Below are 15,794 nucleotides of genomic sequence, written 5' to 3'. Positions count from 1 at the left end.
TCGGCAGCCCCGTGAAAAACAGCATTATTTACCGTGTTCTGCCTGTAGCGTGGCGAACCACGGCTGAACGAAATCGCTGCTGCTGCCCCAGCCGGGGATGATCTTCGCCAGGCCGGCGACGTTGACCGGCCCCGGCTGCGCCAGCAACAGTGCCTGCGGAATGGCCGTCGCTTTGAACTGGTAGTTGTCCGGCGTGCTTTCTCCGGCAATTTTGTTGGCCACCAGGCGCAGGTTGACCGCGCCGATCAGCTTCGGATCCACCGCGACGCTAACCTGCCACGGGCTGCCGGCCTCACGCATCAGCTGCAAGTCCTGGTTGGAGATATCGATACTGTACAGTTTGATTTCGGTGCGTCCGTTCTCTTTCAGCGCCTTGTAAGCCCCTTGGGTAAAGGCATCCCAGGTGCCCCAGATGGCGTCGATCTTGCCTTTCGGGTATTTCGCCAGCACCGCGCCCACCTTGTTGGCGGTATCGCCCTGTACGTCGGATGAGACCGCGCCGATCGATTCCAGCTCATGAATGCCCGGATGCTGTTTCAGCAACTGCTGATAGGCGGCCTGGCGGCGCTCCATCGGTGGGAAGCCGGCCACCCAGAGTTTGATGATGTTGGCCTGGCCGTTGAAATCTTTCACCAGCTGGCCGAAGGAGGCGTTGGCCAGCGAAGCGTCGTCCTGCTGCGAGACGGTGATGCCGGGAATGCTGCCGCTGACGTCGGTATCGAAAGCCGCGACGGCGATGCCGGCCGCCGCGAGGCGTTTGACCAGATCGGTGGAATAGGGGGCTCGCCCCTGCGAGAGAATGACGCCGTCATATTTCTGGCTGATGGCCTGGTTGACGAAGTCCTGGAAGCGCGCGTCGTCGCCGTTGCTGAGAAAGGTATCCACCTTGAAGCCCAGTTTGCGCCCTTCCTGAATGGCGCCCGCCAGAAATTGCGTGGTGTTGTCGTCGGAACCGAGATTACGGATCACCGCGATGCGCACCGGCCCCTGATGCTGAGCGATGGCAACCGGCACGGCGGCCTGTTCCGCCGCCTGCAGCGGCAGAGCGGACAGCAGGCTGAGGGCGAGCAGCGAAGTCTTGAGATTTTTCATTATTATAGGCTCCAAAAAGGCAGGGAAACGGTCCCGGCGAAGGTCTGTTATAGCAGTCTTTCTGTCTGGACGTCTATTTGTTGTTTCGGAGCATCATAGCCGGATGCGGCGGGCCTGGGAATCAGCGCGGTTATGACTTTTTCTTAATGCTTATAACTCTGAGTTTGGGGCAATAAAAAAGGGCCGAGCAAGCTCGACCCTTGAAACCGCGCGTTAGTGCGATTACTTGACCTGCATGCCAGGCTGCGCGCCGCTGTCCGGGCTCAGCAGGAAGATCTCTTTCCCGCCAGGGCCCGCCGCCATCACCATGCCTTCTGACACGCCGAAGCGCATTTTGCGCGGCGCCAGGTTGGCGACCATGATGGTCAGACGGCCTTCCAGCGCCTTCGGATCCGGGTAAGCGGAGCGAATGCCGGAGAAGATCTGGCGCGATTCGCCGCCCAGATCCAGCTGCAGCTTCAGCAGCTTGTCGGAGCCCTCGACGAAGTCGGCGCTCTTGATCAGTGCGATGCGCATGTCTACCTTGGCGAAGTCGTCGAAGGTGATGGTTTCCTGGATCGGATCATCGGCCAATGGACCGGTCACCGGTTTGGCGGCGGCCATGTCCTCCTTCGAGGCGTTGACCATCTCGCTGACCTTGTCCAGATCGATGCGGTTGAACAGCGCTTTAAATGCGTTTACCTGGTGACCCAGCAGCGGCTGCGGGATCGTGTCCCAGCTCAGCTCGGCGTTGAGGAACGCTTCGGCGCGTTCGGTCAGCGAAGGCAGCACCGGCTTCAGGTAAGTCATCAACACGCGGAACAGGTTGATGCCCATCGAGCAGATGGCCTGCAGATCGGCGTCGCGGCCTTCTTCCTTCGCCACTACCCACGGTGCCTGCTCATCCACGTAACGGTTGGCCAGATCGGCCAGTGCCATGATCTCGCGGATCGCGCGGCTGAACTCGCGGCCGGCGTAGGCTTCGGCGATGCTCTGCGCCGCGTCGACGAAGGTCTGGTACAGCGCCGGATCGGCCAGGCTGTCGGCCAGCTTGCCGTCGAAGCGCTTGTTGATAAAGCCGGCGTTGCGTGAAGCCAGGTTCACCACCTTGTTGACGATATCGGCGTTTACGCGCTGTACGAAGTCTTCCAGATTGAGATCGATGTCATCAATGCGTGAAGAGAGCTTGGCGGCGTAGTAATAGCGCAGGCAGTCGGCGTCCAGATGCTGCAGGTAGGTACCGGCCTTGATGAAGGTGCCGCGCGACTTGGACATCTTGGCGCCGTTCACCGTCACGTAGCCGTGCACGAACAGGTTGGTCGGTTTGCGGAAGTTGCTGCCTTCCAGCATCGCCGGCCAGAACAGGCTGTGGAAGTAGACGATGTCCTTGCCGATAAAGTGATACAGCTCGGTGGTGGACTCTTTGCGCCAGAATTCGTCGAAGTCCAGATCGCCGCGCTTGTCGCACAGGTTCTTGAAGGAGCCCATGTAGCCGATCGGTGCGTCCAGCCAGACGTAGAAGTATTTGCCCGGCGCATCCGGGATTTCAAAGCCGAAGTAAGGCGCATCGCGGGAGATGTCCCACTGCTGCAGGCCGGATTCGAACCACTCCTGCATTTTGTTCGCCACCTGCTCTTGCAGCGCGCCGGAGCGCGTCCACGCCTGCAACATTTCGCTGAAGGCCGGCAGATCGAAGAAGAAGTGTTCGGAGTCGCGCATCACCGGCGTCGCGCCGGAAACCACGGACTTCGGATCGATCAGTTCCGTCGGGCTGTAGGTGGCGCCGCACACTTCGCAGTTGTCGCCGTACTGATCCGGCGATTTGCATTTCGGACAGGTGCCTTTCACGAAACGGTCCGGCAGGAACATGCCTTTCTCCGGATCGTAAAGCTGAGAAATGGTGCGGTTCTTGATAAAACCGTTTTCTTTCAGGCGGCTGTAAATCAGGGTGGACAGCTCACGGTTTTCATCGCTATGGGTCGAATGGTAGTTGTCATAGCTGATGCCAAAGCCGGCGAAATCCTGTTGGTGCTCCTGGCTCATCTCCGCGATCATTTCTTCCGGTTTGACGCCCAGTTGCTGCGCTTTCAGCATGATCGGCGTGCCGTGCGCGTCGTCCGCGCAGATGAAATGCACTTCGTGGCCGCGCATTCGTTGGTAACGCACCCAGATATCCGCCTGGATGTGCTCGAGCATGTGGCCGAGATGGATGGAACCATTTGCGTACGGTAGCGCGCACGTCACCAATAATTTTTTCGCGACTTGAGCCATAGTGAGAACTTGCTTTCTGTAATGAATAAAAGGGCCTTCGATGTTAACCGATCGCGCCCTTCGCTGCTAGGGCGGTTTCTTACAGGTTATACGCGCCAGCTACCGGGCAGTTCTGATATGCTTAGCCGGAAGCGACTCATTCAAAATCAAGGAGCCGGGATGAACGCAAAATCCCCTGAGCAGACCAACCCCGAAGTTCTGCGCGCCCTGGTGACCGGTGTACTGGCCGCCTTTGAACACCCGACGTTGAAAAACAACCTGACTGCGCTGAAGGCTATTCATCACTGCGCATTATTGGACGATGTACTGCATATCGAACTGACGATGCCGTTTGCCTGGCAGAGCGGCTTTGAAGCGCTGCAGGCGAGCGTCGGCCCTGAGCTGCTGCGCGTGACCGGCGCCGCCGCCATCGACTGGAAGTTGAAACACGACATCACGACGCTGAAACGCGCCAACGGCCAGGCTGGGATCAAAGGCGTGCGCAACATCATCGCCGTCAGCTCCGGCAAAGGCGGGGTGGGGAAATCCAGCACCGCCGTCAACCTGGCGCTGGCGCTGGCCGCCGAAGGCGCCAAGGTCGGTATCCTTGACGCCGACATTTACGGCCCGTCAATCCCGAACATGCTGGGCACCGAACATGAGCGACCGACCTCGCCGGACGGTCAGCACATGGCGCCAATCATGGCGCACGGCCTGGCGACCAACTCCATCGGTTACCTGGTGACCGACGACAACGCTATGGTGTGGCGCGGCCCGATGGCCAGCAAGGCGCTGATGCAGCTGCTGCAGGATACGCTGTGGCCGGATCTGGATTACCTGGTGCTGGACATGCCGCCGGGCACCGGCGACATCCAGCTGACGCTGTCGCAGAACATTCCGGTGACCGGCGCGCTGGTGGTCACCACGCCGCAGGATATCGCCTTGCTGGATGCCGCCAAGGGCATCGTGATGTTCGAAAAAGTGCACGTGCCGGTGCTGGGCATTGTCGAGAACATGAGCGTGCATATCTGCAGCAACTGCGGCCACCATGAGCCGATCTTCGGCACCGGCGGCGCCGAGAAGCTGGTGCAGAAATACCACAGTCGTCTGTTGGGTCAGATGCCGCTGCATATCTCGCTGCGTGAAGACCTGGATCGCGGTACGCCGACGGTGATCAGCCGCCCGGACAGCGAATTCGCCGAGATGTATCGCCAGCTCGCCGGCCGCGTAGCCGCGCAGATGTACTGGCAGGGCGAGGCGATCCCGACGGAGATTGCGTTCCGCGCGCTGTAATTTGCCTGGAATAATGATGAAAGAACCCGGCTTAAGCGCCGGGTTTTTTATGGGGTATGGGTAGGCTTGTGCAGATCCGCACGGGTATAAGGGCGTTCGATCTGCGCCAGCGTTTTGGCGATATGCTCCAGCAATCCCTGGGTGGGAGCCGGTTGCCGCTGCCCCACCAGCGCCAGCGGCAAGGCCAGTGCGATGACGAATTGCGGCCAGGAGAGCTGGGGACGTGTTTTGTTCCGCTGCAACCACAGGAACAGCGTGCTGGCCAGGTAGCCTAAAATCAGCCCGCTGATCACCTCGGATACCGAGTGCACGCGAATTTCCAGCCGCGATACGCCGATAGCGAAAGGCAATATCCATCCGGTCAACAGTGCGATGCTGCGCACTGGGTGGGAAAACCGGCCGCTCAGCGCCCAGAGCAGTGGTGGCCAGATGCTGGCGGCGAGGGCCGAATGGCCGCTGAATCCGGTGAAGTCATAACTTGCGTTACCAATACCCCAGCCCATAAAGGCCAGTTTGGACAGACAGACCACCCCGCCGGTGAAGCCGAAGATCAGCGCCCACTGCCAGCCTGCCGCACGGGTGGCGGAAGACGTAAGCAGCAATAGAAACAGAATCAGCGCGCAGGGCAACAGCAACATGCTGTCGCCGAAAAAAGTCAGAAAATACCAATCCAGCACATCACTCTCCGATGAAAGACTACGGGGTCCAGAAGTCAGCGCTGGAGTTTAACCTGTTGCCGGGCATTGCCCTAGCCGTGAGATTCTTAAAATACCGCCTTGCCGATAAGACGCGATAGCCCGAATTCGCCGGTCGTCGCGCAATATACAGTGGCGCAAACCCCGACGACTCCCTATAATTGTCGCGTTTTAGTTCCCCCCTTCACATTACGAAATCAGGTCTTTAATTTTATGACTGACAATCCGCATCAGTGCGTCATTATTGGTATAGCTGGCGCATCTGCCTCCGGAAAAAGCCTTATTGCCAGCACGTTGTACCGCGAACTCCGTGAACAGGTCGGCGATGAGCACATCGGCGTTATTCCAGAAGACAGTTACTATAAAGACCAGACTCACCTGACCATGGAAGAACGGGTCAAAACCAACTATGACCACCCGAGCGCCATGGATCACAATCTGCTGTTCCAGCATCTGCAGATGCTGAAGGCCGGCAAAGCGATCGAACTGCCGCTGTACAGCTACACCGAACACACGCGCAAGAAAGAAACCGTTCATCTGGAACCTAAAAAAGTGATCATTCTGGAAGGGATCTTGTTGCTGACGGATATTCGTCTGCGCCAGGAGATGAACTTCTCGATCTTTGTCGACACGCCGCTCGATATCTGCCTGATGCGCCGTATGAAGCGTGACGTCAACGAGCGCGGCCGCTCGATGGATTCGGTGATGGCGCAATACCAGAAGACCGTGCGCCCGATGTTCCTGCAGTTTATCGAACCTTCCAAACAATACGCCGATATCATCGTCCCGCGTGGTGGCAAAAACCGCATCGCGATCGATATTCTGAAAGCCAAAATCAGCCAATTCTTTGAATAATGCCGCTTAATGGCCGGAAATGTGCATTTCCGGCCGACGGCCAACTATTTGCAGCCCGGCGTAGACCTTTCGCCCGTTGTGTGGCAATTTTTGTTTAGTTACGCGTTTTGATGGAGAAGAAACACATGAGACTGTGCGACCGCGATATAGAAGCCTGGCTGGATAGCGAGAAACTGGTGATTTCCCCGCGTCCGCCGCTCGAACGCATCAACGGGGCCACAGTAGATGTCCGTTTGGGCAATCAGTTCCGCGTGTTCAGTGGCCATACCGCGCCTTTTATCGACCTCAGCGGGCCGAAAGATGAAGTCAGCGCTGCGTTGGATCGCGTGATGAGCGACGAAATTGTCCTGCCGGAAGGCGAGGCGTTTTTCCTCCATCCCGGTGAGCTGGCCCTGGCGGTGACGTTCGAATCCGTGACGCTGCCTGACGATCTGGTGGGTTGGCTCGACGGCCGTTCTTCCCTGGCGCGTTTGGGATTGATGGTGCACGTCACCGCGCACCGCATCGACCCGGGCTGGCATGGGCGCATCGTGCTGGAGTTTTACAACTCCGGCAAGCTGCCGCTGGCGCTGCGGCCGGGGATGCTGATCGGCGCCTTGAGCTTTGAGCCGTTGTCCGGCCCGGCGGCCCGGCCATACAACAGCCGTCAGGACGCAAAATATCGCGATCAGCAGGGCGCAGTAGCCAGTCGAATCGACAAGGACTAACGGCGCGGGATGCACCGTCGGTGTGGCGCTGACAAGAGGGTGGCATGAGAAGATTACTGACGACATTGGCGATTTTACTGGTGGTAGTGGTGGCGGGAATGTCCGCACTGGTGCTGCTGGTGAATCCGAATGATTTTCGCGGTTATATGGTCAAGAAGGTCGAGCAGAAAAGCGGTTATCAGCTGACGCTCGAAGGCGATCTGCGTTGGCATATCTGGCCGCAGCTCAGCATTTTGGCCGGGCGCATGACGCTGACCGCGCCGGGCGCCAAGGCGCCGGTGGTCAGTGCGGAAAACATGCGCCTCGATGTCAAACTGTTGCCTCTGTTGTCGCATCAGCTGTTTGTGAAACAGGTGATGCTGAAAAACGCCGTCATTCGCCTCACGCCCGACAGTGAAGAACATTCGCAGGTGGATGCGCCGATAGCTCCGGCCGGCAGCGGCACTGACGCGGCAGACGCGGCCTGGAAGTTTGATATCGATGACTTGCGGGTCGTGGACAGCCTGCTGATTTGGCAGCGTGCCGACAACGATCAAATCAATGTTCGGGACATCAATCTCACCCTGCAGCAAACGGCGAAACGGCAGGCGCAGCTTGAACTGTCCAGCCGGGTCAACCGCGATCAGCGTGACCTGACCTTCAGCATGGCGGCCGATGTTGACCTGCAGCAGTTCCCACACCAGATCGGCGCCAAAGTGACCCAGTTCAATTATCAACTGGCCGGGGCGGACATTCTTAACGGCGGCATTCAGGGCGAGGGCAATGCCCAGGTAGTCTATCAACAGACGCCGGCGCAGATTGTCGTCAGCCAACTGAACGTCAGCGCCAACAACAGCCAGTTGGCCGGCGATATCAGCGCCACGCTGGGGGCGGTGCCGGGCTATGTGGTGAATCTCAATTCGGCTAACCTCGATCTCGACGCGCTTTCCGGCTGGCAATCCAGCAGCAATACTGCCGAGCAACCGGCCGTGACTGCCGCCCCGGTGATCGCGAGCCAGGTTGACGATCGGCAGCAGAATTTAGAGGCGCTGCGCGATTTCAATGCGCAGTTGAACCTGCAAGCGGCGCAGTTGACCTATCGCGGCATGAATGTCACCCAATTGGCCGTTGCCGCGGACAACCAACGCGGTCTGTTGACGCTGCATAAGCTGGCCGGGCAATTGGCCGGCGGGGATTTCTCCCTGCCAGGATCGCTGGATGCTCGCGGAAATAAACCGGTCATCAGCGTGCAGCCGACGTTGAACCAGATTGAGTTGGGCACGGTGCTCAAAGCCTTCGACATGCCGCAGATGCTGACCGGCAAGTTCAGCATGAAAGGGGATCTGACCGGCGATCGCCTCTCTTCACAGTCATTTGAGCACCGCTGGCGCGGTACGGCGCAGCTGGCGATGCAGGATGCGCAACTGCACGGCTTGAACATCCAGCAGCTGATCCAACAGGCCGTGGCGCGCAATGACAACAGCGTGCGCGGACAAGACAGCTATCAGCGCTATACCGAGGTCAAAAGCGTTTCGGCGCAGGCTACCCTGAACCAGGGCACGGTCAAACTCAGCGGCCTGACGGCGGATTCGCCTTTGCTGGCGCTGACCGGCGCCGGCAGCATTGATATGCCGGGTAAACAGTGTGATATGGCGCTTAACGTGCGCGTCACCGGCGGTTGGCAAGGGCGCGGCGAGCTGATCGAACAGCTGCAAAAAACGCCGATCCCGCTGCGGGTCTACGGGCCGTGGCAACAGCTGAACTATCAACTGCAGGTCGATCAGGTACTGCGTAAAACGCTGCAGGATCGGGCCAAGGATGCGCTGAACAAGTGGGCTGAAAAGAACAAGGATTCGCGCGAAGGCCAGGATCTGAAAAAGCTGCTCGACAAACTCTAATCATCCCTGATGCGGGCCGTCTTGTGGCCCGCGTCAATATCGACATTTCCCGTGAATATTTCCCTCCGTTACCTTGATGAAGGTCATGAAGACCCGCGCTCAGATTGTGCAAAGTAAGGGCTTGTTCTGCTATGACTGTGCGCCTGAGCGCGAAAACATGACGAGTTGAGGAAACATGATAGAGCTTCTTATTGGCGCCTTAGTAGCGGCGGGCGTGGGCCGTTACATCATCAAGGGGTATTCCGCCACCGGCGTCTTGATGGTGGGAGGGCTGCTGCTGCTCGGCATCAGCGCCCTGATGGGGAAAACGCTGCTGCCGTCCGGCGCTGCGTCTACCGGCTGGCGCGCGACCGACATGATCGAGTACGTCAAGATCTTGCTGATGAGCCGCGGCGGCGATCTGGGCATGATGATCATGATGCTGTGCGGCTTTGCCGCCTACATGACGCATATCGGTGCCAACGACGTGGTCGTCAAGCTGGCCTCGCGCCCTTTGCAGATGATCAACTCGCCTTATCTGCTGATGGTGGCGGCGTACTTTGTCGCTTGCCTGATGTCGCTGGCAGTTTCTTCCGCCACCGGCCTTGGCGTATTGCTGATGGCGACGCTGTTCCCGTTGATGGTGAACGTCGGTATCAGCCGTGGCGCGGCGGCAGCCATTTGCGCTTCGCCGGCGGCGATTATTCTGGCACCAACCTCCGGCGACGTGGTGTTGGCGGCTAAGGCGGCGGAGATGCCGCTGGTGGACTTCGCGTTCAAAACCACGCTGCCGATCTCGATCGCCGCCATCGTCTGTATGGCTGTGGCGCACTTTTTCTGGCAGCGTTATCTCGATAGAAAGGGCAATGAACAACATCACATCATGGACGTCAGCGAGATCAAAACCCATGCGCCGGGGTTCTACGCGCTATTGCCGTTTACGCCGATTCTCGGTGTGTTGATCTTTGACGGCAAATGGGGGCCGGAGCTGCACATCATCACCGTGTTGGTGGGGTGCATACTGTTGGCTGCAGCGATTGAATTTCTGCGCAGCTTCAGCGCCAAACAGGTATTCAGCGGCCTGGAAGTGGCCTATCGCGGCATGGCGGACGCTTTCGCCAGCGTGGTGATGCTGCTGGTGGCTGCGGGCGTCTTCGCGCAAGGGTTGAGCACCGTTGGCTTTATCAGCGGATTGATCGGGTTGGCTCAGTCGTTCGGCACCGGCGGTTTGATCATGATGCTGGTCTTGGTGGTAATCACCATGCTGGCGGCGATGACCACCGGCTCCGGCAATGCGCCTTTTTACGCGTTTGTCGAACTGATTCCGAAACTGGCGGCGCAGATGGGCGTGAATCCGGCCTATCTGGTGATCCCGATGCTGCAGGCGTCTAACCTTGGCCGCACGCTATCGCCGGTCTCCGGCGTGGTGGTGGCGGTTTCCGGCATGGCGAAAATCTCGCCGTTTGACGTGGTAAAACGCACGTCGGTGCCGGTGATTGTCGGACTGGTGGTGGTGATCGTGGCGACGGAGCTGCTGGTTCCCCAGTAAAGAAAGGCCGGGCAATGCCCGGCCTCAATGTTAAACCTCGTAGTCCTCCGGTGGGGGAGGCGGGGTGATCTTCACTTTCAGGATGCGGTGGCTGTTGACCTCCAAAGGTTCGAACTGGTAGTCACCGATCTTGATTTGCTCGCCTTCTTGCGGCACGCGCTGGCTATGCTCCATCAGCAGCCCCGCCAGCGTGTGGTATTCGCGCTTTTCTTCCAGCGGCATTGGCAGATACAACACCAGATCCTCCAGCGGCATATAGCCGTTGGCAATCCAGCTGCCGTCTTCGTTTTGCTGAATGTCGTGGCGTGCGTCTACCTCTTCGCCGGCCTCCGGCAGGTTACCGGCAATGGTTTCCATCACGTCCGTCAGGGTGACGATACCTTCGACCGAACCGAACTCATCGACCACAAAAGCGAAGTGCGTCTGCGCCTGACGGAATTGCTCCAGGGCGCTTAACAGCGTGAGCTGTTCCGGGAAGATCAGCGGTTGGCGTATCAGCGTGCGCAGATCCAGCGGTGCCTGCGCCAACTGCTGTTTGAGGACGTCGATGGTGTGGATCACACCCAGCGGTTCGTCGCTGGCGCTGCTTTCCACCACCACGATGCGCGTGTGCTGATTACGTTCCAGCAATTGCGTCAGCTTTTCCTGCGGATCGTTCAGCTCAAGATATTCGACGTCATGACGTGAGGTCATGATACTGCTGACCGTGCGCTGCGCCATGCCCAGCACGCGTTCGATCATGCGTCGCTCTTGCTGGTTAAAGATCTCGCCGTTTTCACTGTCGCTGTCTGCCAGCAGGTTGGCCGAATGGCTGTCGACTTCCGCTTCTTCATGTTTACCGCTCAGCATGCGCAACACCGCCTCGGCGGTACGTTCGCGCAGCGGCCGCACCTTCGACAGGAAGCGGCGGCGGTTGAATTGCGCCAGTTGGTTCAAGGCTTCGATCATCACCGAGAAGCCGATCGCCGCGTAGAGGTAGCCTTTCGGAATGTGATAGCCGAAGCCCTCCGCCACCAGGCTGAAGCCGATCATCAGCAGGAAGCTCAGGCACAGGATGACGATAGTCGGGTGAGCGTTGACGAAGCGCGTCAACGGCTTGCTGGCCAGCAGCATCAGACCGATGGCGATACAGACCGCGATCATCATCACCGCCAGGTGGTCGACCATGCCGACTGCGGTGATCACCGAGTCGAGCGAGAACACGGCGTCCAGCACCACGATCTGCGCCACTACCGGCCAGAAACGCGCACCTTTGCGTGTGCCGTGCTGCTCTTCATCCTTGCCTTCCAGCCGCTCGTTCAGCTCCATGGTGGCTTTGAATAGCAGGAATATCCCGCCGACCAGCATGATCAGATCGCGGCCGCTGAAGGGGTGCTCCGCAACGATGAACATCGGTTTGGTCAGCGTCGCCAGCCACGAGATGGAGGCGAGCAGCGCCAGACGCATCACCAACGCCAGCAGCAGGCCGACGACTCGAGCCTTATCTCTTTGTTGTTTTGGTAGTTTATCCGCCAGAATGGCGATGAAGACAAGGTTGTCTATACCCAGAACGATTTCCAGCACGACCAAGGTGGCCAGGCCGGCCCAAATTGTTGGATCAGCGATCCATTCCATACGCCCAATTTCACCTGTAAGTTCTACGGCTTATGCCGCAGGGGAATGATGGGCGCTGAGGCGGCAAAATTCAACTTTAATCAGAAGAAGTGGATGAAAACAGGTTATTTCGGCAGAAAAAGTACCCAATATTTCAACGCACATTCAGGTGCCGCTGGCATCACGGAGAAATGGTGTATGAGAATGCTAACTGGGCTGTTCATAAAAGACACATGATTTAAACATCAATAATATCAATGGATTGAAATGAGCTTTTTATGCTGGTACTTGGACCACTCCAGTGTATTAGTAGTCTTATTCTGAAAACACCTAACCACGGGTATCTAAGGCTTGTATCAGCAAGTCAATAGTATAAGAATCCTAGAAATATAAGCGAAGGTATCTCGCGTTTTTTGGTTATAAGAACATGGATTCTCGTTGTTCTTCCAGCTGCGAAATACCAACGTGTGACGTGTACTCTTTGTTATGTACGGAAGCGTGCTTAGCGTTGCGTACAGGATTTTTCATAACAGTGTTTTGGCAGCTATAAGCCAAGGGCGGTAGCGTGTCTGATCGAATTGTCTGCGCTGTCATGCTTTGCCGAAAATGTATGATTTATGATATATAAATCAGTTAATTGCTTGTGGAAGTGGAAATGCAGAAAAGGCTAAAAGCTGTGATCCCAGTGGCGGGTCTGGGAACTCGTATGTTGCCGGCAACCAAGGCGATCCCTAAAGAAATGTTGCCGGTGGTCGATAAGCCACTTATCCAATACATTGTCGGAGAGTGTGTCGCTGCTGGCATTAAGGACATCGTGCTGGTCACCCACTCTTCGAAGAATGCGATTGAAAACCATTTTGACACTTCTTTCGAGTTGGAAGCCGTACTGGAAGCACGTGTAAAACGCCAACTGCTGGCGGAAGTGCAAAACATTTGCCCGCCGGATGTGACCGTGATGCAGGTGCGTCAGGGGCAAGCGAAAGGGCTCGGGCATGCGGTATTGTGCGCGAAACCCATGGTAGGGGATTCCCCTTTCGTCGTCTTGCTGCCAGATGTGTTGTTGGATGATGCAACCGTGGATCTTCGTACAGAAAACCTGGCTAAAATGATCCAGCGCTTTGAAGCTACAGGGTGCAGCCAAATTATGGTTGAACCGGTACCAGAGCAGGATGTGTCAAAATATGGCGTAGTGGATTGTGCGGGTGTAGCACTGGTTGCAGGCGAAAGTGCACCGATGTCGGCTGTGGTGGAAAAACCCGCACGCGAGGAAGCGCCTTCTAACCTGGCGGTTGTGGGGCGCTATGTGCTTTCCGCCGCTATTTGGCCGTTACTCGAGAAGACGCCTCCAGGCGCGGGCGATGAGATCCAGTTGACCGACGCTATCGCCATGCTGATGGATGAGCAAATAGTGGAAGCTTTCCATATGAGCGGTAAATCACACGACTGCGGCGATAAACTTGGTTATATGAAGGCCTTTGTGCAATACGGTCTACGCCATGCCACAGAAGGTGAAGATTTCTCGCAATGGTTGAAGCTGGCCTTGAATAACAACTAACATGTGGCTGAGTGCGTTCACAAGATTGAAGAGGACGAGCATGACGAAGTTGAAAGCTGTCATTCCTGTCGCTGGCCTGGGCATGCATATGCTACCGGCGACCAAAGCGATTCCTAAAGAGATGTTGCCGATCGTCGATAAGCCTTTGATTCAATATATTGTTAATGAGTGCGTAGCGGCAGGTATCAAAGAGATCATTCTGGTTACGCATTCATCTAAAAATGCAATAGAAAACCATTTCGATACGTCCTTTGAATTGGAAGCGATGCTCGAAGCTCGCGTTAAGCGCCAGTTGTTGGATGAAGTCCAATCAATAACGCCGAAAGGCGTAACGTTGATGCATATTAGGCAAGGGCAACCAAAGGGGCTGGGTCATGCGGTACTTTGTGCCAAGCCATTGATCGGAGACTCTCCTTTCGTGGTGCTGTTGCCGGATGTGTTGCTTGACGATGCTAAAGCCGATCTGAAAAAAGATAATCTGGCTCACCTCATTTCCCGCTTCGAAGAGACGGGTTTGAGTCAGGTACTGATCCAACCCGTGGATGAGCATGTTTTGCGCGACTATTCCGTTGTGGAGTGCCAGAACAATGCGTTGCGACAAGGTGAATCCTCACCCATTACCGCGATTATCGAAAAACCGGACAGCGGTGTTCAACTGAAGTCCAACTATTCAGCCGTTGGGCGCTACGTGCTGTCAGCCGCCATCTGGCCCATTTTGGAAAAAACCGAGCCGGGTGCCTGGGGACGCATTCAGTTGACGGACGCGATTGCCGAATTGCTGAAACATCAGACGGTAGAAGCCACAGAGTTGGTTGGCGAGTCGTTTAACTGCGGTGAAAAGATGGGCTATTTGCGGGCATTCGTGACTTATGGCTTGCGCCATCCAACGCAGGGTAAGGCCTTCCGTGAGTGGGCTGAGCAACTCTCTCTGTAGCGTTTATCAATTACCTTTATGACGGCTGGTTTGGAGCGATATCAGACCGGCCTCCGCTATGTTTAGGCAAAAACGACGGTGCTTATGCTGCTCTTTTTATTTAAGAACTATGCAATAATGCTCCTAGGCTTTCAGTCTAACAAATCTGAATTCAACACTTGCTCAATGAAAGTGCGTTTTAGGATGTCTTCGTGTGAGCATTGATAACTCATTTCGCTGAGTGCCGCGGTAGGCGCCATGGTTGGCCTGGGACTTGGCATTACATGCATTTTTTACTTTGAAAGTGATGATAACTCGATGGCAAAAAAACAATGGAAACTGATACCGCTTCTGGTATCTATCAGTGTGGTCAGCGGCTGTACTATCGTGCCGGGCTCTCATCTTTCAACCAGTGGCAAAGACGTCGTAAAACAGCAAGATAGCGATTTTGATCTTGATAAGTTGGTTAATATTTACCCGATGACACCTGGTCTTATCGATAAGCTACGGCCGAAACCAGTGGTTGCACAGCCTAATTCCGCGTTAGAGCGCGAGTTGCAAAATTACGAATACCGCATTGGCGTCGGCGATGTACTGATGGTGACCGTATGGGATCACCCGGAGCTAACGACGCCGGCGGGGCAATACCGCAGTGCCAGTGATACCGGTAACTGGGTCAACTCGGACGGGACTATTTTCTATCCTTACATTGGCAAAGTGAAAGTTGCAGGCAAAACTGTCAGTCAGGTGCGCAGTGATATTGCCGGCCGTCTCGCTCAGTATATCGAGAGCCCGCAAGTTGACGTCAGCATCGCCGCATTCCGTTCGCAGAAAGTTTATGTGACTGGTGAAGTGGAGAAATCTGGCCAACAACCTATCACTAACGTCCCATTGACGATTATGGACGCAGTGAATGCTGCGGGGGGGCTAAGTGCTAACGCGGACTGGCGAAACGTGGTATTGACACATAATGGTAAAGAGCACCGTATATCCCTGCAGGCATTAATGCAGAAAGGTGACCTCACGCAGAACCATTTATTGTACCCGGGCGATATTCTGTACATCCCACGCAATGACGACCTGAAAGTATTCGTGATGGGTGAAGTGAAAAAGCAATCGACACTGCGCATGGATCGGAGCGGGATGACCTTAACCGAAGCCTTAGGTAATGCGGAGGGGATGGATCAGGCAATGTCTGATGCAACGGGTGTCTTCGTTATTCGACCTTTGCGTGGAAGTGAAGGGAAGAAGATTGCTAATATTTATCAATTGAACGCTTCTGACGCTTCTGCACTTGTTATGGGTACAGAGTTCCAGTTGCAACCCTACGATATCGTCTATGTGACAACGGCGCCTGTCGTTCGCTGGAATCGCGTGGTAATGCAATTGGTGCCGACAATAACTGGTGTTCACGATATGACCGAAACTGTACGGTTCATCAAACAATGGAATTAACA

The 15,794-nt window shown here is 56.3% G+C and carries 12 protein-coding genes; 8 read left to right on the top strand and 4 right to left on the bottom strand.

Annotation, left to right across the window (positions count from 1 at the left end):
* Window positions 1-24: 24 nt before the first annotated feature.
* Window positions 25-1,092, bottom strand: coding sequence for a sugar ABC transporter substrate-binding protein (locus ACRAWE_RS12110; RefSeq protein WP_432525410.1), 1,068 nt, complete (start codon window positions 1,090-1,092; stop codon window positions 25-27).
* Window positions 1,093-1,314: 222 nt separating this feature from the next.
* Window positions 1,315-3,342 (bottom strand): methionine--tRNA ligase, encoded by a 2,028-nt coding sequence (gene metG / locus ACRAWE_RS12105; RefSeq protein ID WP_063919064.1) that lies wholly within the window; start codon window positions 3,340-3,342, stop codon window positions 1,315-1,317.
* 159 nt (window positions 3,343-3,501) lie between these two features.
* Between metG and apbC the strand changes: the two genes are divergently transcribed.
* Window positions 3,502-4,614: an iron-sulfur cluster carrier protein ApbC gene (gene apbC, locus ACRAWE_RS12100; RefSeq protein WP_019454410.1), complete on the top strand. Its 1,113-nt coding sequence runs from the start codon at window positions 3,502-3,504 to the stop codon at window positions 4,612-4,614.
* 47 nt (window positions 4,615-4,661) lie between these two features.
* Here apbC and ACRAWE_RS12095 read toward each other — a convergent pair whose 3' ends face one another.
* Window positions 4,662-5,291: a phosphatase PAP2 family protein gene (locus ACRAWE_RS12095; RefSeq protein WP_432525409.1), complete on the bottom strand. Its 630-nt coding sequence runs from the start codon at window positions 5,289-5,291 to the stop codon at window positions 4,662-4,664.
* A gap of 231 nt (window positions 5,292-5,522) precedes the next feature.
* On the opposite strand from ACRAWE_RS12095, the gene udk reads away from it, so the two are divergent.
* From udk to dcuC, 4 genes are all read left to right on the top strand, one after another.
* Entirely contained in the window at window positions 5,523-6,164 is a 642-nt protein-coding gene (gene udk, locus ACRAWE_RS12090) for a uridine kinase (protein ID WP_004938922.1), read from the top strand.
* A 125-nt stretch (window positions 6,165-6,289) separates the two neighbouring features.
* Entirely contained in the window at window positions 6,290-6,871 is a 582-nt protein-coding gene (gene dcd / locus ACRAWE_RS12085; RefSeq protein WP_019454407.1) for a dCTP deaminase, read from the top strand.
* A gap of 44 nt (window positions 6,872-6,915) precedes the next feature.
* The gene (asmA, locus tag ACRAWE_RS12080) at window positions 6,916-8,748 is read left to right on the top strand and encodes an outer membrane assembly protein AsmA (RefSeq protein WP_432525407.1); all 1,833 of its coding nucleotides are present in this window, start codon (window positions 6,916-6,918) and stop codon (window positions 8,746-8,748) included.
* A 175-nt stretch (window positions 8,749-8,923) separates the two neighbouring features.
* Window positions 8,924-10,276, top strand: a complete 1,353-nt coding sequence (gene dcuC / locus ACRAWE_RS12075) for an anaerobic C4-dicarboxylate transporter DcuC (protein WP_025159973.1) — start codon at window positions 8,924-8,926, stop codon at window positions 10,274-10,276.
* Window positions 10,277-10,306: 30 nt separating this feature from the next.
* Here dcuC and ACRAWE_RS12070 read toward each other — a convergent pair whose 3' ends face one another.
* On the bottom strand, window positions 10,307-11,890 hold the full coding sequence (locus ACRAWE_RS12070) for a TerC family protein (RefSeq protein ID WP_432525406.1): 1,584 nt from the start codon (window positions 11,888-11,890) through the stop codon (window positions 10,307-10,309).
* A 634-nt stretch (window positions 11,891-12,524) separates the two neighbouring features.
* Between ACRAWE_RS12070 and galU the strand changes: the two genes are divergently transcribed.
* From galU to ACRAWE_RS12055, 3 genes are all read left to right on the top strand, one after another.
* Window positions 12,525-13,424, top strand: coding sequence for a UTP--glucose-1-phosphate uridylyltransferase GalU (gene galU, locus ACRAWE_RS12065; protein WP_432525405.1), 900 nt, complete (start codon window positions 12,525-12,527; stop codon window positions 13,422-13,424).
* Window positions 13,425-13,464: 40 nt separating this feature from the next.
* The gene (locus tag ACRAWE_RS12060; RefSeq protein WP_230490240.1) at window positions 13,465-14,358 is read left to right on the top strand and encodes a sugar phosphate nucleotidyltransferase; all 894 of its coding nucleotides are present in this window, start codon (window positions 13,465-13,467) and stop codon (window positions 14,356-14,358) included.
* A 297-nt stretch (window positions 14,359-14,655) separates the two neighbouring features.
* Window positions 14,656-15,792, top strand: coding sequence for a polysaccharide export protein (locus ACRAWE_RS12055; RefSeq protein ID WP_432525404.1), 1,137 nt, complete (start codon window positions 14,656-14,658; stop codon window positions 15,790-15,792).
* The last annotated feature ends 2 nt before the right edge of the window (window positions 15,793-15,794 follow it).

Source organism: Serratia sp. BFP-2025, from assembly GCF_050880365.1.
GTDB lineage: Bacteria > Pseudomonadota > Gammaproteobacteria > Enterobacterales > Enterobacteriaceae > Serratia > Serratia surfactantfaciens.
Note: the sequence above shows the minus strand (reverse complement) of the source record. Positions and strands in the feature narration are given on the sequence as shown.